This window comes from Bacillus sp. BC05(2025), assembly GCF_056725905.1.
The window spans coordinates 285674-309035 of the sequence record NZ_JBWYRA010000004.1 but is presented as its reverse complement, the minus strand read 5'-3'; the positions used below and the strand labels follow the sequence as shown (position 1 = coordinate 309035).

The 23362-nt window shown below is 34.9% G+C and carries 28 protein-coding genes; 7 read left to right on the top strand and 21 right to left on the bottom strand.

From position 1 onward, the window contains the following. Positions 1–5: 5 nt before the first annotated feature. The 8 genes from ACZ76X_RS15780 to ACZ76X_RS15745 form a co-directional block, all read right to left on the bottom strand. Positions 6–464, bottom strand: coding sequence for a RidA family protein (locus tag ACZ76X_RS15780; protein ID WP_001190047.1), 459 nt, complete (start codon positions 462–464; stop codon positions 6–8). Continuing rightward, positions 442–1479, bottom strand: coding sequence for an amidohydrolase family protein (locus tag ACZ76X_RS15775; protein ID WP_263703339.1), 1038 nt, complete (start codon positions 1477–1479; stop codon positions 442–444). Before ACZ76X_RS15775 ends, ACZ76X_RS15780 begins: the two co-directional genes overlap by 23 nt. Continuing rightward, positions 1464–2003, bottom strand: a complete 540-nt coding sequence (gene nbaC, locus ACZ76X_RS15770) for a 3-hydroxyanthranilate 3,4-dioxygenase (protein WP_000047732.1) — start codon at positions 2001–2003, stop codon at positions 1464–1466. The genes ACZ76X_RS15775 and nbaC overlap by 16 nt, the downstream gene beginning before the upstream one ends. A 29-nt stretch (positions 2004–2032) precedes the next feature. Next, positions 2033–2581, bottom strand: a complete 549-nt coding sequence (locus ACZ76X_RS15765) for an FAD synthetase family protein (RefSeq protein WP_000022932.1) — start codon at positions 2579–2581, stop codon at positions 2033–2035. A gap of 16 nt (positions 2582–2597) precedes the next feature. After that, positions 2598–3344 (bottom strand): IclR family transcriptional regulator, encoded by a 747-nt coding sequence (locus tag ACZ76X_RS15760; RefSeq protein WP_000561972.1) that lies wholly within the window; start codon positions 3342–3344, stop codon positions 2598–2600. A gap of 149 nt (positions 3345–3493) precedes the next feature. Then, positions 3494–4966 carry a 4-hydroxyphenylacetate 3-hydroxylase family protein gene (locus tag ACZ76X_RS15755; RefSeq protein ID WP_479850934.1) on the bottom strand — a complete coding sequence of 491 codons (1473 nt, stop codon included), beginning with the start codon at positions 4964–4966 and terminating at the stop codon, positions 3494–3496. Between the two features lie 243 nt (positions 4967–5209). Further along, positions 5210–6181, bottom strand: coding sequence for an SPFH domain-containing protein (locus ACZ76X_RS15750; RefSeq protein WP_098669087.1), 972 nt, complete (start codon positions 6179–6181; stop codon positions 5210–5212). A 2-nt stretch (positions 6182–6183) separates the two neighbouring features. After that, positions 6184–6612 (bottom strand): NfeD family protein, encoded by a 429-nt coding sequence (locus ACZ76X_RS15745; protein WP_098669086.1) that lies wholly within the window; start codon positions 6610–6612, stop codon positions 6184–6186. Between the two features lie 275 nt (positions 6613–6887). Here ACZ76X_RS15745 and ACZ76X_RS15740 point away from each other — a divergent pair, with 275 nt between their 5' ends. Further along, positions 6888–8105, top strand: coding sequence for an MFS transporter (locus ACZ76X_RS15740; RefSeq protein ID WP_479850933.1), 1218 nt, complete (start codon positions 6888–6890; stop codon positions 8103–8105). Between the two features lie 45 nt (positions 8106–8150). Here the strand turns inward: ACZ76X_RS15740 and ACZ76X_RS15735 are convergent, their stop codons facing one another. The 5 genes from ACZ76X_RS15735 to spoIIP all read right to left on the bottom strand — a co-directional run bounded on the left by ACZ76X_RS15735 (position 8151) and on the right by spoIIP (position 13063). Next, positions 8151–9626, bottom strand: coding sequence for an amidase family protein (locus ACZ76X_RS15735; RefSeq protein ID WP_479850932.1), 1476 nt, complete (start codon positions 9624–9626; stop codon positions 8151–8153). Positions 9627–9965: 339 nt separating this feature from the next. Continuing rightward, the gene (locus ACZ76X_RS15730; RefSeq protein WP_479850931.1) at positions 9966–10412 is read right to left on the bottom strand and encodes an NUDIX hydrolase; all 447 of its coding nucleotides are present in this window, start codon (positions 10410–10412) and stop codon (positions 9966–9968) included. 23 nt (positions 10413–10435) lie between these two features. Next, positions 10436–11176 (bottom strand): M15 family metallopeptidase, encoded by a 741-nt coding sequence (locus ACZ76X_RS15725; protein WP_098669083.1) that lies wholly within the window; start codon positions 11174–11176, stop codon positions 10436–10438. Positions 11177–11187: 11 nt separating this feature from the next. Beyond that, on the bottom strand, positions 11188–11685 hold the full coding sequence (locus tag ACZ76X_RS15720; RefSeq protein WP_479850930.1) for a GNAT family N-acetyltransferase: 498 nt from the start codon (positions 11683–11685) through the stop codon (positions 11188–11190). 223 nt (positions 11686–11908) lie between these two features. Then, on the bottom strand, positions 11909–13063 hold the full coding sequence (spoIIP, locus tag ACZ76X_RS15715) for a stage II sporulation protein SpoIIP (protein ID WP_479850929.1): 1155 nt from the start codon (positions 13061–13063) through the stop codon (positions 11909–11911). Between the two features lie 89 nt (positions 13064–13152). Between spoIIP and ACZ76X_RS15710 the strand changes: the two genes are divergently transcribed. Both ACZ76X_RS15710 and ACZ76X_RS15705 read left to right on the top strand, forming a co-directional pair. Continuing rightward, positions 13153–13449 (top strand): hypothetical protein, encoded by a 297-nt coding sequence (locus ACZ76X_RS15710; RefSeq protein ID WP_098669080.1) that lies wholly within the window; start codon positions 13153–13155, stop codon positions 13447–13449. A 4-nt stretch (positions 13450–13453) separates the two neighbouring features. Beyond that, positions 13454–13759, top strand: coding sequence for a permease (locus ACZ76X_RS15705; RefSeq protein ID WP_479850928.1), 306 nt, complete (start codon positions 13454–13456; stop codon positions 13757–13759). On the opposite strand, the gene ACZ76X_RS15700 is transcribed toward ACZ76X_RS15705, so the two are convergent. The 4 genes from ACZ76X_RS15700 to cbpA all read right to left on the bottom strand — a co-directional run bounded on the left by ACZ76X_RS15700 (position 13732) and on the right by cbpA (position 17095). Next, positions 13732–14259 carry a DUF1572 domain-containing protein gene (locus ACZ76X_RS15700; RefSeq protein ID WP_479850927.1) on the bottom strand — a complete coding sequence of 176 codons (528 nt, stop codon included), beginning with the start codon at positions 14257–14259 and terminating at the stop codon, positions 13732–13734. The two genes, ACZ76X_RS15705 and ACZ76X_RS15700, sit on opposite strands and share 28 nt — an antisense overlap. 17 nt (positions 14260–14276) lie before the next feature. Further along, positions 14277–14606, bottom strand: coding sequence for a chaperone CsaA (gene csaA, locus ACZ76X_RS15695; RefSeq protein ID WP_479850926.1), 330 nt, complete (start codon positions 14604–14606; stop codon positions 14277–14279). Between the two features lie 66 nt (positions 14607–14672). Beyond that, positions 14673–16010 (bottom strand): branched-chain amino acid transport system II carrier protein BrnQ4, encoded by a 1338-nt coding sequence (brnQ4, locus tag ACZ76X_RS15690; RefSeq protein ID WP_479851168.1) that lies wholly within the window; start codon positions 16008–16010, stop codon positions 14673–14675. A 437-nt stretch (positions 16011–16447) separates the two neighbouring features. After that, positions 16448–17095: a cyclic di-AMP binding protein CbpA gene (cbpA, locus tag ACZ76X_RS15685; RefSeq protein WP_098669075.1), complete on the bottom strand. Its 648-nt coding sequence runs from the start codon at positions 17093–17095 to the stop codon at positions 16448–16450. Positions 17096–17339: 244 nt separating this feature from the next. Between cbpA and ACZ76X_RS15680 the strand changes: the two genes are divergently transcribed. From ACZ76X_RS15680 to ACZ76X_RS15670, 3 genes are all read left to right on the top strand, one after another. Further along, positions 17340–18209 (top strand): hypothetical protein, encoded by an 870-nt coding sequence (locus ACZ76X_RS15680; RefSeq protein ID WP_479850925.1) that lies wholly within the window; start codon positions 17340–17342, stop codon positions 18207–18209. 208 nt (positions 18210–18417) lie between these two features. Further along, positions 18418–19725: a hemolysin family protein gene (locus ACZ76X_RS15675; protein WP_098669073.1), complete on the top strand. Its 1308-nt coding sequence runs from the start codon at positions 18418–18420 to the stop codon at positions 19723–19725. 1 nt (position 19726) lies between these two features. After that, positions 19727–20209, top strand: coding sequence for a DUF456 domain-containing protein (locus ACZ76X_RS15670; protein ID WP_098669072.1), 483 nt, complete (start codon positions 19727–19729; stop codon positions 20207–20209). 25 nt (positions 20210–20234) lie between these two features. Here ACZ76X_RS15670 and ACZ76X_RS15665 read toward each other — a convergent pair whose 3' ends face one another. The 4 genes from ACZ76X_RS15665 to cls form a co-directional block, all read right to left on the bottom strand. After that, complete coding sequence (locus ACZ76X_RS15665) at positions 20235–20855, bottom strand: NAD(P)-dependent oxidoreductase (RefSeq protein ID WP_098669071.1); 621 nt, start codon at positions 20853–20855, stop codon at positions 20235–20237. A gap of 97 nt (positions 20856–20952) precedes the next feature. Further along, positions 20953–21132, bottom strand: a complete 180-nt coding sequence (locus ACZ76X_RS15660; RefSeq protein ID WP_001045960.1) for a hypothetical protein — start codon at positions 21130–21132, stop codon at positions 20953–20955. A gap of 195 nt (positions 21133–21327) precedes the next feature. Further along, positions 21328–21786, bottom strand: coding sequence for a spore coat protein (locus tag ACZ76X_RS15655; protein ID WP_479850924.1), 459 nt, complete (start codon positions 21784–21786; stop codon positions 21328–21330). Between the two features lie 31 nt (positions 21787–21817). Then, the gene (cls, locus tag ACZ76X_RS15650; protein ID WP_479850923.1) at positions 21818–23002 is read right to left on the bottom strand and encodes a cardiolipin synthase; all 1185 of its coding nucleotides are present in this window, start codon (positions 23000–23002) and stop codon (positions 21818–21820) included. A 160-nt stretch (positions 23003–23162) separates the two neighbouring features. Between cls and ACZ76X_RS15645 the strand changes: the two genes are divergently transcribed. Continuing rightward, a complete protein-coding gene (locus tag ACZ76X_RS15645; protein WP_000505094.1) occupies positions 23163–23249 on the top strand; it encodes a YjcZ family sporulation protein in 87 nt (28 codons plus the stop codon). Positions 23250–23362 lie beyond the last annotated feature (113 nt).

Here is a 23362-nt window from a genome sequence, read left to right as displayed (position 1 = left end):
ACCTCCTATTCTTCAATTTCTAAAACCATCTCAATTTCAATTGTTGTGTTATTAGGTAACTGAGCCATACCGACTGCAGAACGAGCATGTTTTCCTTTTTCCCCAAAAATATCTACTAATACATCCGATGCCCCGTTCATTACTTTTGGCTGATTAATGAAATCTTCCGTACTATTTACAAAACCAAGCAACTTTACAATTCGTTTCACCTTATTTAAATCACCTAGTTCGTTCCTCACAACACTTAATAAATTCAACATTGATTGCCTTGCCGCTTTATATCCTTCATCAATTGAAATATCTTTTCCTAATTTTCCGTGATACTCATCTACGCCTTGTCCAGCAGTAAATAGTAAATTACCTACTTTTACACAACTAACATAATTTCCAACTGCCGGACGAATAGCTGGCAGTGTGATTCCTAACTCACTTAGTTTGTCCTCAGGTGTTTGTACTCTCTGCATATGCTACACCTCTTTTTCTTATATCAATATTTAAAAATTCCGCTGCATTCCCCCCAAGCATCGCTGCCCTTTGTTCCTCTGATAAACCGGCTGTTTCATCAATCACCTTTCCCGGGTCCACTTCTCGCAATAAAAACGGATAATCTGAACCCATGAAAATTTTTTCATGTCCAAATCTTTCAATCATATATTTCAAATTAATAGGATCATAATTCAAAGAATCAAAATAAAATTTCTTTGCATAATAACTAGGAGGATGCGTAGTCAATCGTAAATGCGGCCATACTTTCCAGCCTTGATCTAACCTCGGCAAAATATATGGGAAAGATCCCCCGCCATGCGCAAAACAAACCTTTAGCCGTGGAAACTTCTCCATTATCCCACTCCATATTAATGTAGCTGCCGCAAGTGCCGTTTCACTCGGCATCCCTACTGTGTACATAAAATTATGATGTGGCATTCTATCTCTTCCTAATGTTTCCCATGGATGAATAAAGATTGGAACTTGCCACTTTTCAGCCATCCGAAAGAATTCAATAAACGATGGGTCATCTAAATTTTTACCATTTACGTTTGTGCCAATTTCAATACCGTGTAAATGTAATTCTGTTATACAACGCTCCATTTCACGAATCGCAGTTTCTCCATCTTGCATCGGAACCGTTCCTAATCCTACAAAACGATCTGGATATGCTAAAACTGTTTCTGCGATAAAATCATTTTGAATACGTGCCATACTTTCGGCTTCCTCTGGTTTTGCCCAATACGAAAATGTAACAGGGATTGGTGATAAAACTTGAATATCAACACCCTCACGATTCATATCTTCAATTCTTTTCTCAGGACACCATACTTGATCTGTCACATCACGAAAATTTTTACCTCCAACCATTATGCTTGCACCACATGTACAAGTCCGATTTAATATCGGCCAACGTCCTCCGCCAAACTTCTCTTCAAAATCCGGAAAAGTTTCAGGAATAATATGTGTATGAAAATCTATTCGCACTTCCATTCCTCCACTTCTTCTGGCATAATATGACCGCAGTTTTTACATGCTCGAATTTCTTTATTTGAATTAAAACTATGAATTGCTTCTTTTACTTGTTTTTCAATATCACTTAATTGGACACGTACACGATGCATTTCATGATTACACTCGTCACAGAACCAAACAAAATCTTCAAGCTCTCCTTGGTTACGTTTTCTTTCAATTACGAGCCCATATGTGTTAGCAACGCGATGTGGTGAATGTGGCACCATAGCGGGTAGCATGAATACATCCCCTTCTTTTACTGTGACAACTTCTCTCTTGCCTTCCTCTGTAATACATTCCACATAACATTCACCTTTAATTTGATAGAAAAATTCATCTGAAGGATCCACATGGAAATCACGTCTTCTATTTGGACCACCTAATATCATGGCGATAAACTCTGAATCTTGCCAAATCACTTTGTTATTTACTGGTGGCTTCAATAACTCTTTATTCTCATCAATCCATTTTAGTAAATTAAAAGATTGCAATGTTTTAGACATATTATTTCCTCCTCATAATTCCTTTTTAGTCATATTGTTTTAAAAGACCAACCGAGCAAAGAGTTAGACTTTTGTAAATCTCCTTGATAAACATAATCTCTAATTCTCGTTGAAGATATTCGCTCACCTTCATCACAGCAAATATCTTTCACTATAGAAATATTGAAGTGCTCTCTTAGCAAATCTATATTGCCCTCCCGATTTTTTCCAAACTTAAAATCTTGGCCAACAAAAATTTCTACAGGGCTTAGTCTTTTTATATCTTGAATAAAACAACTCGCACTTTTTGTTATATAAGACTCATCAAACCGAATTACAATCACATGTTCAACACCAAGACTTTGAATACGTTTCACCTTCTCATCAATAGGTGTTAATACTTTCGCCCCTTGAAAGTATGAGCGTGGTGGTGGATCAAATGTATACACAACATTTGTTATCCTTAATACCTTTGCCTTCTCAACTGCATTTTTAATTACAGCTTGATGACCTTTATGCACACCATCAAATGCTCCAATTGAAACAATAGATTTCGTTAATTCAGGTATACACTGCTCATGTATATAAATGATACTCATCTCTTTTCTTCTAAAATTAAATTTCCAAATAACCAAATTCCTTGGAAATCAAATTTGCTGTATTCATCACACTTTGAATTATGATTTCACGATTACTTCCCTGCATATATGATATAGGTCCAACAATATTAAGCGCCGCAATAGTTCTCCCAGTATAAGATCGAATAGGAGCTGCAATTCCATATAGTCCATGCTCATTTTCGTTATCACTAATTGAATAACCTTGCTTACGAATTTTCTGTAACTCTGTTTGGAATTGTTTGACACATGTAATGGTATTGGGTGCTCGTCGTAAAAGCCCTTTTTCTGAAGTATATTCTAAAGGTGATGAATGAAATGAAAGCAGCACTTTCCCTGTGCTTGTACAATATGCAGGTTCTCTTGATCCAACATGTGTTGAAATTTGAACGGACTCCTTCGATGAAACTTTCAATATAAATACAACATCACCACGATCAAACATACCGATATGCACAGTACCGCTAAAATTTCTTACTAGCTCTTCAACAAGCGGAATTGCTCCACTATAAATCTCTTGCTGAAACATGACTTGATTTCCCCACTCTAACAATTTCCAACCTAATCTATATTTTCTTTGCTCATCTTGTATGAGCATTCCTTCTGCACACAACGTACGAACAAGGTGGTGAACTGTACTAGCATTCATCTTTAACTTTTCAGCTATTTCAGAATTTCCTAGTACCGGCTCATCGCTAGTAAAACAATTTAGAATTTTACAAATTTTACTGATAGAAGCGATCAAATCATTTACCTCCCCTATTCCAGTTACAATCCCAAAGTTCTAGATATTATTAAAAATATAAGAAGAATTACATCCTAACAGTAAAATTCTTTTTATCATCTATTGCTCCTTCCTTTTTCAAACAAAAATGTAAGCGCAAACATTTTTGTTTAACTTAAGGCTTCTTCAAATGAACTCGATTGCAACGCATTGTTCACAAGTGAAAAAGTTTGTTGTTTTTTATACGCATTATAAAACATTCCCATTTTACGCACCGGATCTCCAGAATAATAACGCTCATATTGTAATAATCGTTGCCCAAAAGCTTCACCGCATAAATCCCACGCTAATTTAAACAAACGAACTCGTTCCTCAGAGGATACGCCTTCACGCCCGATATAATACTTTTGCATATCATCTTGAATCTCGGGGGTCATAAAATCTGCACCTGTCGGTGACATTAATAATCCACCAGCACCAATGGTTTGAATAATCTCAATAGCACGTGGATACATCTTTGGTAATAAACTACGAATCGTATCAAGCGGTAGCCTCGCAGGAATAACTTCTCCATATGAATTTGTTTCATACTCATATTCAGCTACTTGCAGGAGTGCACGTATCGTTTCGACATCTTGCATCAGCTCTGCTAACTGATTTTGTACATTTAAAAACCCATCTACTCCTATCGAATCTGCTACTTTCATAGCTACTTCAGCAGCGAATGATAGTTTTACTAATCCTCTTACTCCAGATTGATGCGCTGGTTGATGACCAATTCCTGTTTTTGGGTACAATTGATTACCAGCTTCTACACTTTGATAAATAAATACTTTATCCCACGGGATAAACACATTATGAAATACTAGTAATGCATCCATTTCCTCAAACCTTGATGCAAGAGGATGATCAAATAAAGAACGTTTTCCATCTTGCATCGGCTCACGACATAGAACCCTGAGACCTGGCGCATCAATCGGAACTGCAAAAGAGATCGCATGACGTTCATCACCTGGTTTAAAACTCGGATATGAATATATAATTACCTCATCCGTAATCGGCGCCAGTGTCGCTAACATTTTAGCACCACTCACGTACATCCCTTCTGCTGTTTCACTTACTACCCCTAAATGCATTGTTTCATCTTCTTGTTGATGGGAAGCCTTACTCCGATCATTTTGTGGATTAATAATTGCATGTGTTAAAAACAGATCATTATCCCTTATATGTTTATAGTAATTTTTTATATTCGCTCCCCATTCTGGATTAAACTTCTCAAAAAACCACGAATTACTTGCCATCGAGGTAACCGTTACATTTAAAAAATCAGGTGTTCTGCCCATTAAACCAAAAGTAGCTTTTGCCCATACTTCAAATAATTCACGGCGTGCCTTTAAGTCCTCATAATTTTTAGGAACTAAAAATGCATTTGATACTCTTTCCCCTGTCTCTTCGCATATATGAGTAATTTTATCTTGATATTCTGGATGGTGCTGCATATCATATAAGTTCGCAATTTGTAAAATCGGTTCACGAAAAACATCTTCATTTACTACATCCGTTACTTTTCTCCCGCCAATCCAAATTTCAGGATTTCTTTTTCGCAATCCTTCAATATACTGTTCCCCTGTTCTAATGCCCATTCTTTCCCCTCCAATTTCCCATAATAATATAATAAAAAGTTTAGAAACTTCATTAGATGACTGAATTTTCAATCATTATATCAATTTTATTTCTTACAAATTCTCCTTGATTTCATATTATGAAATTTTTAAATTTTTTTAGTAAATATGCAAAAGAACGCTTTTCCGTCCCACACACATGTAATCTATAAAACCATGCTAAAAAATAAAAAGAGAAACGGCTTCCCATTTCTCTTCCCACTCTTATTGTTCGTTTGGTGTATCTGAAGAAGGTAATCTCTTCGCCTGTTTTTCTTTAAAAATTTCTCCAATTGCCCCGAGAGTACCCAGTGTTTCAATTGCATTAGACGGAATAAAGACTTTATTTGCTGGTCCTTTTGCAACTTCAGCTAATGATTCAAATGATTTGTAAGCAAGTATACGCTCATCTAAATTCGCTTCACGAAGTAATTCAATTCGATTTTGTTCTGCTTTTGCAATTTCCTCAATCGCTCTTGCTTCCCCTTGCGCTTCTAATTCTTTTGCTTCTTTAATACCTTCCGCTTCTCGAATACGTGCTTCTTTATCCCCTTCAGCCATTAGGATTTTACTTTGCTTTTCACCTTCAGCACGAAGAACTTTATCTTGCTTTGCAGCTTCAGCTTCTAATATAATCGCACGTTTATTACGTTCTGCTTTCATTTGCTTTTCCATTGACGCTTGCACATCTTTCGGCGGATTAATATCGACAACTTCAACACGTTCAATGCGAACGCCCCATTTTTCTGTAGCTTCATCAAGTGCTAAGCGGATTTCTGTTGAAATTTTTTCACGACCAGATAACGTTTCATCCAGTTCCATTTTACCAATGATTTGGCGCATCGTTGCTGAAGTAATGTTACGAACACCGTATTCATAGTTTGAAATACCATATGTCGCAAGTTCCGGTTCAACGACTTGATAGAAAATAATCGTATCAATTTCTACTTGTACATTATCTTTCGTAATTACCTTTTGCGGTGGTACATTCGTTTGTTGAATACGTAAGTCATGATATACACGAACGCGATCTACAATCGGGATTAATAAATTTAGTCCTGGCTGCATAACACGTTGAAACTTACCAAATCTTTCAACGACTCCAACCTTTTGCTGTGGAATAATTTTAATTGTTAATGCAATAAATGTAACAACAATTAGTGCGAAAATAATGGTTAATGTTAATGCTGCAACCATATTTATTCACTCTCCTTTTTTACTTGTAATATAGTACTATGCCTCTTTATAACAATAACTTTTTCTCCAGCATCAATTGGATCATCTGCAATAGCTGTCCAAGTATCTCCATCCACCTTCACAATACCATTCGCTTCATTTGTAATCGCTTGCATAATAATCCCTTTTTTACCGACTAACATATCTACTGTATCTGTAAAACCTTTTGCTTCTCGAAAGTTTTTTGAAATTCTTTTCGTAAAGAAAGTCAATGTTAAACTTACAATCGCACCGACAATAACTTGTAACAGTAGTGCTTCAGGAGCAAACAAAGCTATTAGACCTCCGACAACAGCTCCAATTCCAAGCCAAAGCATATAAAAGGTAATCGACAACATTTCTGCAATAAATAAAATACCAGCTATTATAAACCATATTACCCAAGCAGCCATATGCAACCCTCACTTTCTTTCTCATTTTCTATATGTATATGATGAAAAGAATGGTTTATCCGCCCTTTCTAATACGTAGGCGCTTACTACGAGCTATTGTACATATTCACTGTTATAATGAGTATTATTAAAATACTATATTAATATATCCCTTATTATACATGAAAATCCCTTTCAAAAAGTGACAAAAAATGAAATTCTTCCGAAAATTTAATTTTCAAATTATAATTATTTTAAATACTGAAATATTATTTTTTAGGAAGGCGGTGTGCTCATTGCAAAATCGTTCATTAACTTACTATTTAGGATCGAAAATATGTATTACTCTCGCTGATATCGTATACATCATGATTATTACAACCCATGTGTATATCACAACGAAATCAGCTACATTAACTGCTCTGTTTCCATTACTCCAAGTTATAACTAATCTTATAGCAAATACATCTGCACCACTTATAATGAATCGTTTTTCATCTTATTCCTTACTTTTCACACTACAATGGACAAAAACTGCTCTCTTATTTTTATTAATGATATTCTTCCCATCCCTGTCCACAAACATTGTAGCACTATTCATTTTCATTTTTTTCATTTCATTATGTAGTGGCTGGAGCGCTCCATTACTTTACAGTATTCTCCCGCGCCTTACACCACAAGAAAATTTAGTAAAAGTAAATAGTATCTTTTCCTTTTCCACACAAATTGCGCAAGCTGCTGCTTATTCATTTACAAGTGTTATTGTTCTTCTTATCGGCGCCACCTCTACACTCATGATGAATAACATTTTGATGATTTTTGGATGTGTTGCACTACACATTTCATTACGTTCTATACATAATGAACGAGTAATAGAGCCTTCTTCTTCAAAAGGCGCTGCTTTATTGGAAGGTTGGAAACTCTTATTTCAAAATCCATCTCTCCGTACCGTCACATGTATGGACTTAATAGAAACTTTCGCAGGGACGATTTGGATTGGTGCTATTACGATGGCTTATGTAACAACTGTCCTTCATAAAGGAGAGGAATGGTGGGGATATATTAATACAAGTTATTATGTTGGGACGTTAATTGGCGGGATAGTAGCGTGGAAAATGAGTACATACATTCAAAACAATTTAATACGCTCCATGGCGATAGGCTCTCTTCTGTTTAGTATTCTTACATTTTTATATGGTATGACGAGTAGTGGGTTTATTGCGCTATTCCTATGTGTTCTAATGGGGCCATGTTATCAAATTAGAGATATTTCTCAAACGACAGTACTACAATCAAGTGTCGCTCCTACTTTATTATCAAAAATGTATACAGCTCATGGCGCACTTCTTTCGACAGCTTCCGGTCTTTCTATGCTTAGTGTTGGAATTATTACCGATCTGTTCGGTGTTCGTACAATTTATATCCTCGCTTCTATCCTTATATTATGCTCTGCTTGTTTATCATTTAACTTATTAAAATATGATAAGACAAAGCAAAAAAACATTTCACTTTAATGAACAAAATAAATAGGACAGGAATTCCTGCCCTATTTATTTTATTTATGATAAGTTAGGAGATTTCCGATACTTTGTCGCTTGTTCAAAAGCGTATGCGAGTTTAATCAAAGTCCCCTCAGAAAAAGCAGTGCTTGCAAGCGTAATTCCAAATGGTCTCCCGTTATCCATATATCCCGCTGGTATCGCTATAGATGGATAACCTGCTTTCGCACATATAGTGGATCCGATATATGAAGGGAATAGAATTGCATCAAGATTATATTTTCCCAATGCAAAATCAATACCTTGTTCTCGTGAAAAATATATATCTTCTAATCTTGCATTTAAATATTCTGGATTTCTTAACGTATTAGGAAAATCTTTTCTTCTTTCTAACTTAGTTTGTCCATATTTCAAAGCTCTTTCAGCTATGTTTTCATTAAACGCCATTAACTCTGAAATAGAATGTACTGGCATAGTAGAAGGTAATTTAGAAAGATAGTTATCCAAACTATGCTTTAGTTCATAAAGCGATACTCCCCAGCTCCATTCTCTATGAAAAGACGGAATATCAATATTTTCTATTACTGTTGCTCCCTCACTCCACAATACTTCAATCGTTTCCTTAAACAATTTTTCATCATACTCACCAGTTTCATAATAATCTTTTGGTGCATTACTATATACTCCAATCTTTGCTCCATGTAAACCGTTAACATCAAGATATTTTGTAAAATCACGTTCTGCTATCCATTCACTTTTATGAGTAGCTACATCTTTCTCATCTACCCCAGTTAAACTCCCTAGCAAAATAGCTGCATCTGTTACTGTTCTAGCAAATGGCCCCGCTGTATCTTGCGAATACGTAAACGGAATAATACCTCTACGACTAATTAAACCGACAGTCGGTTTAATACCTACCACAGAGTTTTGAACAGCTGGACTTAAAATAGAACCATCTGTTTCAGTTCCAACAGATACTACTGTAAAGTTAGCAGCAACTGCTATAGCAGATCCTGTACTTGAGCCACCAACAAACATGTCATCCTCACCTGAACCATAAGGGTTTATTGTTTGTCCACCTCTTGCACTATATCCAGCCCACATTTCAAACGACATTGCATTTGCTAATTCTGTCATATTTGTCTTTCCGATTATCACTGCCCCTGCTTCTCGCAGTTTCCTTACGAGAAATGCATCTTCATTACTTATATTTTGTTCCAAGGCAATCGTACCTGCACTTGTATGCATGGAGTCATTCGTTTCAATATTGTCTTTAAGTAAAACAGGTATACCATGTAACGGACCTCTTATACCTTTTATCTTCCTTTCATAATCTAACGCTTCTGCAATAAAGATTGCGTCCGGATTGATTTCTAAAATAGAATTGATTTTTGGTCCGTCTTGATCATATTTTGCGATTCTATGGAGGTAATACATAACTAATTCTTTTGAAGTTAATTGACCAGCTTCCATTGCTGCTTGTATATCATAAATTGTTAATTCTTTTTGTAATTGTGCATTAAATTGAATCTCCATCGTCACTCTCCTTCTATAAAGTGAAACTTTAATCAGTGGGGGTTTTCTTCATCCCCCGCTGATTATTAGCCCTCACCAATCGGACTTTTATGGGCAGCCCGACCCCCACCTAACTTCTTTGCTTTCGCTGCATTTTGAGGTGGAGGTCTTACTGCCCATTAAAGTGGGATAAAGCCTTTTATTAATTACATGTACCTATTCGTTTTTGATTTTCTACGCTTCTCGTATATACAGCTAAAATCCCTTTATAAGAATTCAACTTACCAATGTAAAAACCTCTTATTTCCTGAAAAATAAAAAAAATCTGAAACGAGTTCACCCTCGCTTCAGACCCTATTATTACTGCACGTATACTTCTTCTAACAGATGTAAAAACTCCCCTTGTTTCCCGGCTAATTCAGGGCATTTTGCAATATCAATCCATTCGTAGCAAAATACTAAACCTTCATCTTCCTCACCGGCACTTACAATATGTTCCCACGTATCCTTTACATCTGTTAGTAACGTTACGTGGAAAAAGTGACGTTTTTCATATTCCCGTTTGTCCTTCACATGTATAATATAATCTGCTAGAAAACGCTCTATACATAAATGACGTAATCCAGACTCTTCTTGTATTTCACGTAAAATCGCCGCTTCTAACGTTTCCCCTTCGTCAACCGTCCCCCCTGGTATTTGTATACCAGCTTCAGGTATATCACGATGTTTAAAAACAAGTAATTGCATAACTCCCTCTTTTTCTCTTGTCACATATGCGTGTACTTTTTTCTTATATAACATCGTCATAATCCTTCTCTCCCCTCAATCGTTCACTCTGTTACCTCTTCAAGCGTCAGTTGATTTTCATATAAATATGTAGCTTGTGGATTTCCCACATACCTCACGTGCCATGGTTCAAATCGATAGCCCGTAAGAGATTCTTTCTCTTTTGTATATCGAATAACAAAACCAAATTTATGAGCATTTTCAGAAAGCCACTGCCCTTCTTTCGTTTCACCAAAAACGGTCTCTAACTGAAACTTAGCAGATTGAGATGTAATATCCATAGCAAGCCCTGTTTGATGTTCACTCGTTCCAGGAACCGCACTAGACATCGCTGTTTTTGCTTCTCCATCTTGTTTTTTATACATCGTATTTAATGCTTTTTGTCGATCAAAAGATCTAAATCCAGAGACTGCAAATAAGAAAATGCGCTCCTTATCAGCTTGCTGAAACATTTCCTCTAGCGCCCCTGCTGCTTCCTTCCTCATTTTTTTCTTTTCTTGATCACCTTCACTTGAGTAGCGCACTTTCGGAATAACTAAATCTGGCGGTCTGTACCCATCTGGCAAACGCCTACTTTTATTTACAAGCACAAGCATCGAATTCGGATTACTAATTACTGCAATATCACCATCCATATTGGCAATCGTTTCTTTCGCTTTCGGAAATATGTTATTTACATTTACCTCGCGCGCCTGCTTATCCTTATACATTTTATAATTGATTCCTGCTACTCCAACAATAAGTACCATCGCTACGATACCAAGTAGTATCCATCTTTTTTTCATATAACGACCTCTTATTTTAATAATTTGGCCATTTCATACTCATCGATGTTCTCTCCATCGATAATAAGAGAAGCTCTTTTGACACCTTCTTTCTCAAATCCAGCTTTTTTATATAGTGCCTGAGCTCTTGTATTGTGGGCCATCACCGTTAATTCTAAACGCCATATATCATGTAATCTTGCCCACTTCTCAGCCTCTTTAAACAATCTCGTCCCAATACCTCGTCCGCTATACTCTTGCAAAATACCAATTACAATACTTGCTACATGTCTCTTTCTTTGAATATGATTTCCATTCACTAAGATAAACCCTATTATCCCCTCTTCTTCAACTGCTACCAATATCGTTGCAAACTTATTTTCTATAAAGCGATGAATCATTTTTTCTTGTTGCTCGACTGTAAATTTTCTTTCTCCTGGTTCGTATAACATAAATTTCGTTTCTTCGTCTAATCGCTTACTTAATTGCAAAAATGGTGCTGCATCTTCTATTTTGATCTCTCTAATCACTTCAATCACCCTACCAGTTTCATAATAAAAAGTTTTCCTTGTAAAAAGATTTTCTCTATTTCTCCAAAAATCCCTTTGTAAATCCCCTAGTATAATTTGACAAATTTCGATATTACTATAACATCGACAAATTGTGTCTATTCTGTGACGCATCAGTAATTACAAAAAACGCAAGCATTACACTCACGTTTTTTCAGACTCTCTCATTCAATTCTGTTTCACTTTATCCATTCACTTTTTCTGCCTGCCAGAAATATTCACCAAATGCTTTAGCTAGCGCATCAATCGATCGATTTAATTCTTCCTCTGTATTATCTACGCCACCAACTTCAATTAATATCGCTTGCCCAGATAAATCTTGATTGTAGACTCCATTTCCTGTTTGGAATCCTTTTTGAATGACACCTCGACTAACGCCTGGATACTTCTTACTAATCGTCTCATGTAAAGCCGTTGCTAATTGCAAGTTTTTTTCATAGTTTTTGTTGCCTTTACCTACTACAAATGCAAGCTTCGCATATGATTTATCGCCAATTGTTTTTGTCGTAACATTCTTCCGAGCACTATCACGATGTAAGTCAAAGAAGTATTGCAGTTCTTTATTACCAGTCATTGCTTCTTGTACAATTTCCCGTGACATTTTGTAAGAACTATTACTATTTAACCCTTTACTAATCAACTTTTGACCGATATCCGTCTTATCGTTAGTAGCTCCGATTCCTTCACTTGCTAATTGTTCACGAAATCGATCGCCGACTATTGAAATATTCGTGACGGAACTTGTCGCTTTATTCGGATTTGGATCATTTGCTAAATTCAGTAACGGCAAATAAGATTCCCAGCTATGTGAATGATAAATAAACGCAACTTGTCGTTTCCCTGTCGTTTGAGCTGGTTGCTTTTTCTCTTTGTTCCCATCCGGCTTTGGAGCCTGTCCACCTTCTCCAGTCCGTTCTTTTACTACTTCTTCAAGTGGCACACTCGACTCTATCGGTAAGTTAGAATAATTTGTCCCTTCACCCGCAATAATAATTTCTGTATCGTACTTACCAAAACCAGGTAGCTCTTTGCCGACAAAACTGCGTACATCGTTAAAACGAATATTTGTAGCCATAGAAAAGAGAAACGAAGAAATCGAAAAATCTTGATTTAAATTTCGATATTCCTGTGTAAAATAATGATTCTCTTTTCCAAGAACATACATGTAACCATTCATCGATAACTCATTTAACCAATTATATAAATACGTTGACTTTGTCTCTTTCATAGAGGTTACCATCATACTAATAAGAAAAAAAGTCGCTAGTACTGTAGCAATAATAAATAAAATCAACTTACGTACACTTGTAAATTTCACATAAAAAAAGCCTCGATTCATACTATCACCCTCTCTATTTCAAGTTATGTACAAGCTCTAGAGAATAGACCGTCTAAATTCCGGCTATATTGTTAATGAGGTGAACTGAATTGAAGCTACTAATAGGAACATTACCCATTGTACTATCATTTCTTTTTTATTGGCTCGCTAAGTATCCTACAATCCGTGTTGCGTTACATATTTCAGCATACTTATCACTTTATGTACTCGGTACAATTATTTCTATTCATATATATGATGTTTTAATGCAAGATTTAGTTTTTATGACAAGCATTCATAGCATTTTACTAAATCCGTTTTTTCTTATATCAGGAGCGTATGTAGGGATATACACTTTATACCTACTTTTGTCTTACATGATTACAAATATGAAAAATGGAGCGTAATGAGATGCAACCACCGTTCATCTGTCATACATGCAAAAAAAGAATTATGCGAAAGAAAGATCTTATTACTGCCACATTGTACTTCCGCATGTATTTATTTCACAGTGATTGCTTTAAACGACAACAAGTGTTCATCCCAAGATTTATCCCAATGAATACACTATTTAATTTCTTTCTTATTATATATGGACTTACTTTTGGCAGCATTCTTATGATTACAGAACCATCTATTATTTGGCTCATTTTCTTATTTCCAATTTTATGTCGGCTTCTTTCTTATTATTATGTTGAGCGTTTTTTCTCTACATAACGTGCAGACTGCCCTCTCGGAATACTTAAACATTCCCAATCATTTTCTTTTAACATTTTACCGATATAAATCATTTGGCCAATGTGCAAAGCATAATGAGAAATTTGTCTTTCAATTGCTTGCATGACAGTATGTGCTTCACCACGAATATATACCGTCTGTAATACGTTTTCTGGTGTTAGCACATTCATCGTATAAAAAACATATTCCCATCCTTCATTCCATGCTGCGAGTACCTCTTCTTTAGAAGAATAACCACCTTCAAATTCAGCATCTCGGTTACGATCTATTTTTTCACCATCAGATGTTAAAAAATCCGTCCATCTAGAACGCATATTACCGTGCAAGTGCTTAATTATGATTGCTATGCTATTTGTTTCTTCATGAGAAGACCATTCAATCTGTTCGTATGATAATTGTGAAAGCACCCTCTCTCCTTGCTTCTTTGTTGCTTTAAAATTCGAAATGGCACATTGTAAATATTCGCGTCCGATATCCATGTTCCCCCGCCTTTTCACTAACTAATTTTCGTTCCATTTGGTAATTCCATATTCGGCTGAAGTAATACAACATCACCAGTTTCAGGTACTCCTCCTAAAACAAGCACTTCTGATTTAAATCCAGCTACACGTTTTGGCGGAAAATTTACAACAGCAACGATTTGCTGACCGATTAAATCTTCTGGGGTATATCTCTTCGTAATTTGAGCACTTGACTGCTTAATTCCAAGCTCTCCAAAATCAATTTCTAGTTTAATCGCTGGTACTCTCGCTTCTTTAAATTCCTCTGCATGTGTTACAGTCCCAATCCGTAAATCCAAAGTTAAAAAATCTTCAAAATTAGCCATTTTATCATTCCTCCCATTTATTACTTAGACAAAACAAAAAAATCCCCTTTAAAAAAAGAAAGGCGCCTAAGCACCTTTCTTTTGTAGTTCACTTGATTCATTTGATTTATAGAAGAAGAAACCGAGGATCCCGCCAATACATGAGGGGATTAACCATCCTATTCCTTCATTATATAATGGTAACATTTGTAGTACGTTAGAAATCGCGTCAATTTTAATCTTCGCACTTTCTAAACCGTTAAAGAAACTAATTAATAATGCACCTAAAATAGCTCCAATATAAATGGTATTACGCTTCCCAATCCATTTATGGAAGTAAGAAAGTACGATTAATACGATTGCTACTGGATAAATGATCATTAACACTGGTAAAGTAACTGCGATTAATTGTGTTAAACCTAGGTTAGATACAATTAAACTAAACACACATACCATTGTTACAATTGTTTTATGCGAAATCTTAGGGAATAAGTTTGTAAAGAAGCCAGCACAAGCTGATGTTAAACCAACAGAAGTTGTTAAACAAGCGAGTACAATAACAAGCCCTAATAAAATTTTACCACTTGTTCCATATAACTCATTTACAACATTCGTTAAAATAAGTCCACCATTCTCTGATACTCCAAGTGATGTACTTGTAGAACCAAGATAAGCAAGTGATAAATAAATTAACGTTAAACCAAGTACTGCAATAATACCTGATACTACTGTTATTTTTGCAACTTCACTACTTTCTTTTATTCCTTTAGAGCGGATAACTTGTACAACGACAATTCCAAATACAAGCGCACTAATTGCGTCCATCGTTAAATATCCTTGAATAAACCCACCAAAGAAAGCATTTTCTTTGTATGCTGCTAGTGGCGCAGCTGGTTCTCCAATTGGATCAATAATTGCCTTTCCGACAATAACAGCAACAATCAATACTAACAATGGTGTAAGAAATTTTCCAAACCAGTCCACTAATTTAGATGGATTTAATGATAAATACCAAGTTATTCCGAAGAAAACTATTGTAAAAAGAAATAGCATGTACCATTCGGAAACCAATGCCTCTGATAAAAATGGCTTCATACCCATTTCAAATGAAACGGCTCCAGTACGCGGAATGGCGAAAAATGGTCCAATTGCTAAATAGCTAATCAATGGGAAAATAAACGCAAATATCGGGTGAACTCTAGAAGATAGCGCTTTCAAGTCCCCCTCTACAAACGCGACAGCTGTTACAGCTAATAGGGGTAATCCGACTCCCGTCACAAGGAATCCAATTGTAGCAACCCAAACATTTTCTCCAGCTTGTTGCCCTAAAACTGGTGGAAAAATTAAATTTCCTGCTCCTAAAAATAGTGCAAATAACATTAAACCAATTGCTACTGTATCACCTGGCCTTAAACGTCCCTTCATACTTTTCATTTGCATAGCACTTTCGCATTGTTTATCTCTATTTTCACAATATGCTATGCATCCTCCTCTCTGCTCAAGCTGATAAAATACGCCCCTTACAAAGCAGTGTCTTTCTCCATAATTTCTCCATTCCCCTTATTTTTACTCTAATTATTAATTTTTGATTTTTTTGAATATTTAACTCATTAGAGTGGTATTGCGTGGAGTATAGTTGTCAGACCTCTTTGTTTTTATCACACATATAGTAACATATTTAGTTGAAAAATAAAAACATATTTTCAAATTGATTTTTTTGAAAATCCAAATTATCTACATTCTTTATTCTTTTGCACAAATATTGTTATAATTTCAACTTTCATCCTATCGTTATTTTCAAATAACTTTACTTGCATAACATGCAAAAGCCATCCAACATAAAATTAGATGGCTTTTGCATATTACTCTATCGTTTCAACTTCACGTGGATTTTTCATCTCTTCCACATACACAACTCTAAATCCATGATCTTCTAAATCTTTCAATAATGTATCTAATTCACCGTCGTTAAACTCTTCTCCTAATGTAAACATAATTCTACGAACTAATAAGGCATCATTATCAAAAGTCATTAAACTTTGGATACCTGCATATTTTTTTAATACTGTCGATAATTTTTGAATGGCCCCGTTATAATCCTGTGTCCCAATCATGACAGAATATTTACTAGAATGAACGCCCCATGCATCTTCTAATAACTCGAAAACTTTTTTATGCGTTAAAATTCCAAGAAAGATGCCTTTTTCATCAACTACTGATAAATATGGTAATTTTTTTATTGTAAAAAATACTTTAAAGAACGAAGAATCTTCTCTGACATAACCTTCTTTATCGTTTAATAATTGTACTACACTCTCTTCTAGTGAACCTTTATATTCTAGAATATCTACTTTGTATACATTCCCTAAATATTTCTCTTTTTTTTCATCTAAAACTGGTACACAACGATAGCCAGTTTTATTTAAATGCTCCAGTGCTTCCCCTATCGTAATTGAACTTGAACAAAATAAAACTTCCCTTTTCGGCACATAATTCCCTTTAATCCTCATAAACAGCCTCCTTATGTTAAAATACTTTCTGTGCCATAACTATATTATATTTTCAGAAAAAAATAAATAATTTATTTTACTTTTCTGAAAATTATTTATTTTCTTGTCATAATTTATTCACGTTTCATTCAATTCTATCCACTACAATACTCAACTTCTTTACGAAAAATATATTGTAACTTACTCTGAAAAAAGCTAAAATAAGAATAAGAATTTTCTGAATATCCCAAGAGTAGGTGATTACATGTCTTTATTACGCTCACATATATGTAAATTTATCATTGGTGTTCTCATTATATTTATCATCAGTCCTATTCCGGCTTTATTCATTACACATAAATACTCTTACATAACTGGCTTTATAAGCATTTTTCATAACTTCGCACAGCTTTCTTCTATGACAATTCCAAAGATTGATTGGATGCATGAATCTATCTTTTTCTCAGTAAATCAGATGGTACATACTTCGAATCATTCAGCACTGTTATTCCCTTACATATGGGAAATATATTTTTTATCGATTGTTCGTTTTACTTTTACTCTTGCGATTGGATTCTTCATCAGTTTAGGGATCGGCCATTTATTTTTTAAAGCACCTCATTCGGTTAAAAAGTTCACTTCCTTATTAAGATGGATACCTTACTCTTTTTGTACTGTATTATTACAATGCTCAGTCTTATTACTACTCCTATACATCGCAAAATTTATAAAACTTCCTTACTACTCATCTTTTATCATCGTTTGTAGTACTTCTATGATTATCGTTATGCAAGCCATAAAAAAATGGATTCCGTTCTTAAGTAACACAAATGAATATGAGATAGAACAATCCTCTTTCCTTGTTGATACATTATTTTTGGCGCTAACTTCGAATCATAAATCCATTTTAGGTTCCATTATTCTTTCATTCGTTTTTATGGAATGCGTTTTTCATGCAAGCGGACTATTGCAATTTATCGTTCAATTTGGCGGAAATGCACCTATTATTGTTACAATTAGCTTATTACTTTTGTATATTCCGTATTGCGTACTCTCGTTCCTTCAAACACTATGGACGACAAACCACGTTACACAACAATCATACGCTTTAACGAGAAGTATTCCAAAACCTTAATTTGAAATAACCCTCTATAATCTGAAAGTAGGGGGTTATTCCTTTTGTATAGCGGACAAAATAACAGCACATTCAAAAACTATTGCAGAAACATACCAATATTTACCCTTTTTCTTTGACTATTCTTTTCGTTTGGATTTATTATAAAAGTATAACATAATTGCAGGAGGTGACATCTTTATTCCCAGATACGGAATAGAGAACACACTTGGACATATTAAATATTTTTCTCATCTTTATACTTATCCTTATTTCCGGCTTTTTCGTTGCATCAGAGTTCGCTGTTGTAAAAGTACGAAAAAGTCGAATTGACCAGCTTGCAAATGAAGGCAATAAACAAGCTTTAGCTGCAAGAAGTGTCATATCTAATTTAGACGTTTATTTATCAGCTTGTCAGCTCGGAATTACAATTACTTCTTTAGGGCTTGGTTGGCTTGGTGAACCGACTGTGGAACATTTATTACGACCACTATTTGAAAAAATTAATATTACGGGAACAATGGCGAATACTTTATCGTTTATTATTGCTTTTAGTGTTATTACATTTTTCCATGTTGTATTAGGTGAATTAGTTCCAAAGTCTTTCGCAATTCAAAAAGCAGAAGCAATCACACTAAAGTTTGCACGGCCACTTATTTTATTTGATAAAATTATGTATCCATTCATTTGGCTACTAAATAGTACAGCTATCTTTTTCACAAAACTACTCGGTTTAGAGCCTGCGAAAGAAAATGAACTTGCCCATTCTGAAGAGGAACTACGACTTATTTTAGGGGAAAGTTTCAAAAGCGGTGAAATAAATCAAACCGAATATAAATATGTAAATAATATTTTTGAATTTGACGACCGAGTTGCAAAAGAAATTATGGTCCCTCGTACAGAAATGATTTGCTTATCTACTGAAAATACGTTAGAAGAAAATATGGATATCGTTGCAACTGAAAAGTATACACGCTATCCTATCATTGAAAAAGATAAAGATGATATTATCGGTATGATCAATACGAAAGAAGTATTTCACGATCAAACGAAAGGCATTCATAAGCCACTTGAATCTTACATACATCCAGTACTAACTGTATTTGAAACTGTTCCCATTCGCAAAACGTTAGTTCATCTACAAAAGAATCGCGTTCAAATGGCAATTGTTATGGATGAATATGGTGGTACTGCGGGACTTTTAACAATGGAGGATATTCTTGAAGAAATCATTGGAGAAATTCAAGATGAGTTTGATACAGATGAATCACCTATGATTGAAAAGCGTACGCCGAAGCTTACTGTGTTAGATGGGAAAGTGCTCATTTCTGAAGTGAATGATATGTTTGGCCTACATATTGATGATAGCGATTTAGATACAATTGGAGGCTGGCTCCTCTCTCAAGCAGTGGACTTAAATATTGAGGCTGGTTATTCCATTGAATTTGCCGGTTTTCAGTTTAAAGCACTAGAACTCGATGGACATCAAGTGAAAAAAATTGCAGTACATAAATTAGACACGAAGAAGGAGTTATAAAGTGACAGTATTATTAACAATCTGTATCATCGCCTGTTTCATTGTTTCATTTCTCGCCTTTATTTACCCTATCATTCCAGGCATCCTCGCTGTTTGGGCTGGATATTTCATTTACCATTTCGGTATAAATGGCGGAGAACTCACAACTTCCTTTTGGATTATTCAAGTCATTTTCACACTATTCATTTTCGTTGCTGATTTTATTGCAAATGGATATTTCTTAAAAAAATATGGAAGTTCTAAATGGGGAGAACGTGTCGGTATGATTTCTATCATTGTCGGATCTTTCTTCTTCCCACCATTCGGTTTAATTATCATACCGTTCTTATCGGTATTTATGACAGAACTCATGCATAAAAAAGCGCCAAAAGACGCCTTTCTAGTAGGAGTTGCTACTGTAGTTGGTTTTTTAAGCAGTACAGTAGCAAAAGCCATTCTCCAAATCATTATGATTATCATATTTATATGTTATATCGTCTTTTAACCATCCCAATTTCGGGATGGTTTTTTTAATAGGAAATACCTACTCGGCTATTCTCATATTGGTTTTCCCTACACAGATTCCACGTAAATTGTGCTGTATCACCAACTGTTATTTTCGCTCCTCCTTCTGGCAATACATCTTTTTCTGTTCGATATACCCCTGTCACATCACCGTCTATTAAATGCGTCGGACAAACGACCGTCCAACATAAATTACTACTACTCAGTAACTTATATGCAGCTAAATGATCTTCTGCTGCGGTTGTTGTCTTCCTTCTTGATTCCGTTGATTGAAAACGATATAAATTTAGATTTGTTCTCGCTTGTAAAATACCGGCTGTTCCTATTGTAATGATTTTATGAACTCCTTCTTCTTCCATTTTCTTTATAATTTGTGGCATACTCCTCGCTAACGTCCCATTTTGATCCGTCCCAAGTGCGCTTATTACTATATCGCTTCCTTCTATCGCTTTCTGTATATCATTTTCATTTAGTACATTCCCTTCTATTACTCGTAACCTTTCATGTTGTATTTCTATTCTATTTATATCACGTGCTAATGCAGTCACTTCAACTGAATCCTTTAATGCCAATTCAATTATATTTGAACCTACTCGACCTGTTGCTCCTAATATACATACTTTCACTTGTTTTCCCCCTCTTTCATTCTTCCTCTATTTTTCAATAATCTCAATCAATTTACAACAAAAAAGCTTCCTCTTATATAAGAGGAAGCTCTAATTATTATTTCTTTTCTTTAGAATCCGTAGACTTCTCAGTTCCACTTGTTTCTTTATCCTTTTTGTCCTCTTGTTGTGTTGTTGTATCGTCTTCTTTCTTCTTGTCCTCACCTTTACTACAACCTACCATTAATAAAGAACTTGCAAGTGCCATAGCAGTTAATGATTTAACCCATTTGTTCATTTGCGTTTCCTCCTTTAGATAGAATATGTACAATCCCATATTACTCTCTATTTTTAAAGGAAAGATTGAAAAACAGTAAATAAACGGTAAATAAACGGTAAATTTTTGTAAATTTTCTGATAATGCAGATATACATCTAGTTTTTTTCTCTATGAAAAGAAAAAACTAAGGCGCGCATCTTTCCGCCTTAGTTTCTTATGCGAACTTCTCATTTTCATATACATGTTTAATTTTATACTCTTTCTTCACAACATATTGCCATACACTATAGGCATAACGATTCATTTTCAGGAAACAATTTTCTAAAAACGAGCGGAATTCTGGATTCGCAACTTCAACTGCCACTTGAGCAAACTTTAATGCTAACCGTTTTAAATACGAAATATAACAAGTTGCAATATGGACATCTCCTGTATATTTACTATCAATTTCCTTTTCCATTTCATGAAAATGAAATGAAATTGGTTCACAAGTTATATGCTGTACATTCTCTCCTTCTTGAAAATTCACTTGTTCATTATATGCTTGCAACATATATGGTAAATGTTGCTGTAATAGCCCCTTTAATTCTTCGTCTCTTACCTTGCCTGTATACTCTCCAACCTTATATATAAGCATATAACTATACCTCATTAGTTCTTTCATACAATCCACGAAAGTATCTCCCTTCTCTTTTGTCTATATGCTATAAATATGATGCTATAACATTCGCTATTCTTGCTAAAAACCAATCCCATTTACTAATTTTCTCAAAATCTTCTTCCGAAAATCTTTTTGATTTACGAAAATCTTCCTTTAATCGGTTCCATACGTCAGCGACAACTGTTTTATCATATATGACACAGTTAGATTCACAATTTAAATAAAAACTTCTATTATCAAAATTCGCTGTACCTATATCAACAATTTCTCCATCAATAATTGTTACTTTCCCATGAAAAAAACCATTCCGATATTGATAGATCTCCGCTCCAGCATGGTTCATCTCTCTCAAATACGGGTAGGCAGCTTGCTTTAACAATACTGCATCACTTTTAAATGGCACGAGAATTTTTACATTGACACCCCGGTTTAATGCATCTTTTAACTCTCTCATCATTTCTTTACTCGGTACAAAATATGGCGTAGCAATAATTAAAGACTTTTTAGCCTGCTTTAAAAACGCTCCATATTTTTCCCATAACCCTTTTCCATCTGAAAATAAATATTGATATTTTACATTTCCAATTGCAGGTAACCTTTCATGTACAGGCATTTTTTCTCCTGTATCTTCTTTCCAGTCAGCAGCAAATTTTCTTTCCATATCCGTGGCACCATTCCCAATGACTCGCACATGATAATCACGCCACGGGCCAAATTTCGGATCTTGTCCAAGATACTCCTTTCCAATATTAAAGCCGCCGATATATGATACTTTTCCGTCAATCGTAACTATGCGTCTATGGTTTCGTTGATGCAATGAATAGAATAAATGTTTCAATTTAGGTTTTTTACTAAACGTAAATTGGATACCATTGCTTTTTAGGTGACGAATTATCTTTTTCTTCAGCTTATATCCACCTATTCGATCAACTGATAATTTTACTTCTACTCCACTCGATGCCTTTTTCTCGAGCAACTGCAAAAACTCTTTGCTTATTTCATCTTTACCTACAATATAAAAATGGATATATATGTACTTTTCTGCGTTACGTATATCCTCAAATAATTTTGTATATAACTCTTCACCGTTCGTATACAGTTGAAATTCACCTAATCGAACTTGTCCTACTTCATATTCACTAGCCATTTTTTTCCCCATTTCCACATCGATGTTCATCCAAATGAATACACCTATTAAACAAAGGATTACAACGAAAAAGTGTTTCATGGATATTTTCCTTTCTCCACTTACTGTTATTTCTATATCTTCCCTTTTTTAATACAATATCATTCAAGAAAATATGTCATTACATGATATATGTCCATATCAAACGATAGCTCATTTGCATATTGTATGTTGTATCTTAAAATAAAAGGAGGAAATAACAATGGGCTTCGCACATGGTAATGGATTCGCGCTATTAGTCGTATTATTTATCCTCTTAATCATCGTCGGTGCTGCTTGCTTCTGCTAAGTAGTTGTCGTCATATGATATGTGGATGAAAAAACTATAAAAGCGGACACCTATTTTTAGGTGTCCGCTTTTCATATGAAAAACATTTCAGTCCGTTATAATACCTTTAACGA

Bases quoted from the DNA above. Each gene is read 5' to 3' on its own strand.
- ACZ76X_RS15780 (WP_001190047.1), bottom strand. From the start codon at position 464: ATGCAGAGAGTACAAACACCTGAGGACAAACTAAGTGAGTTAGGAATC.
- ACZ76X_RS15775 (WP_263703339.1), bottom strand. From the start codon at position 1,479: ATGGAAGTGCGAATAGATTTTCATACACATATTATTCCTGAAACTTTT.
- nbaC (WP_000047732.1), bottom strand. From the start codon at position 2,003: ATGTCTAAAACATTGCAATCTTTTAATTTACTAAAATGGATTGATGAG.
- ACZ76X_RS15765 (WP_000022932.1), bottom strand. From the start codon at position 2,581: ATGAGTATCATTTATATACATGAGCAGTGTATACCTGAATTAACGAAA.
- ACZ76X_RS15755 (WP_479850934.1), bottom strand. From the start codon at position 4,966: ATGGGCATTAGAACAGGGGAACAGTATATTGAAGGATTGCGAAAAAGA.
- ACZ76X_RS15750 (WP_098669087.1), bottom strand. From the start codon at position 6,181: ATGGTTGCAGCATTAACATTAACCATTATTTTCGCACTAATTGTTGTT.
- ACZ76X_RS15745 (WP_098669086.1), bottom strand. From the start codon at position 6,612: ATGGCTGCTTGGGTAATATGGTTTATAATAGCTGGTATTTTATTTATT.
- ACZ76X_RS15735 (WP_479850932.1), bottom strand. From the start codon at position 9,626: ATGGAGATTCAATTTAATGCACAATTACAAAAAGAATTAACAATTTAT.
- ACZ76X_RS15730 (WP_479850931.1), bottom strand. From the start codon at position 10,412: ATGACGATGTTATATAAGAAAAAAGTACACGCATATGTGACAAGAGAA.
- ACZ76X_RS15725 (WP_098669083.1), bottom strand. From the start codon at position 11,176: ATGAAAAAAAGATGGATACTACTTGGTATCGTAGCGATGGTACTTATT.
- spoIIP (WP_479850929.1), bottom strand. From the start codon at position 13,063: ATGAATCGAGGCTTTTTTTATGTGAAATTTACAAGTGTACGTAAGTTG.
- ACZ76X_RS15705 (WP_479850928.1), top strand. From the start codon at position 13,454: ATGCAACCACCGTTCATCTGTCATACATGCAAAAAAAGAATTATGCGA.
- ACZ76X_RS15700 (WP_479850927.1), bottom strand. From the start codon at position 14,259: ATGGATATCGGACGCGAATATTTACAATGTGCCATTTCGAATTTTAAA.
- csaA (WP_479850926.1), bottom strand. From the start codon at position 14,606: ATGGCTAATTTTGAAGATTTTTTAACTTTGGATTTACGGATTGGGACT.
- brnQ4 (WP_479851168.1), bottom strand. From the start codon at position 16,010: ATGAAGGGACGTTTAAGGCCAGGTGATACAGTAGCAATTGGTTTAATG.
- cbpA (WP_098669075.1), bottom strand. From the start codon at position 17,095: ATGAGGATTAAAGGGAATTATGTGCCGAAAAGGGAAGTTTTATTTTGT.
- ACZ76X_RS15680 (WP_479850925.1), top strand. From the start codon at position 17,340: ATGTCTTTATTACGCTCACATATATGTAAATTTATCATTGGTGTTCTC.
- ACZ76X_RS15660 (WP_001045960.1), bottom strand. From the start codon at position 21,132: ATGAACAAATGGGTTAAATCATTAACTGCTATGGCACTTGCAAGTTCT.
- cls (WP_479850923.1), bottom strand. From the start codon at position 23,002: ATGAAACACTTTTTCGTTGTAATCCTTTGTTTAATAGGTGTATTCATT.
- ACZ76X_RS15645 (WP_000505094.1), top strand. From the start codon at position 23,163: ATGGGCTTCGCACATGGTAATGGATTCGCGCTATTAGTCGTATTATTT.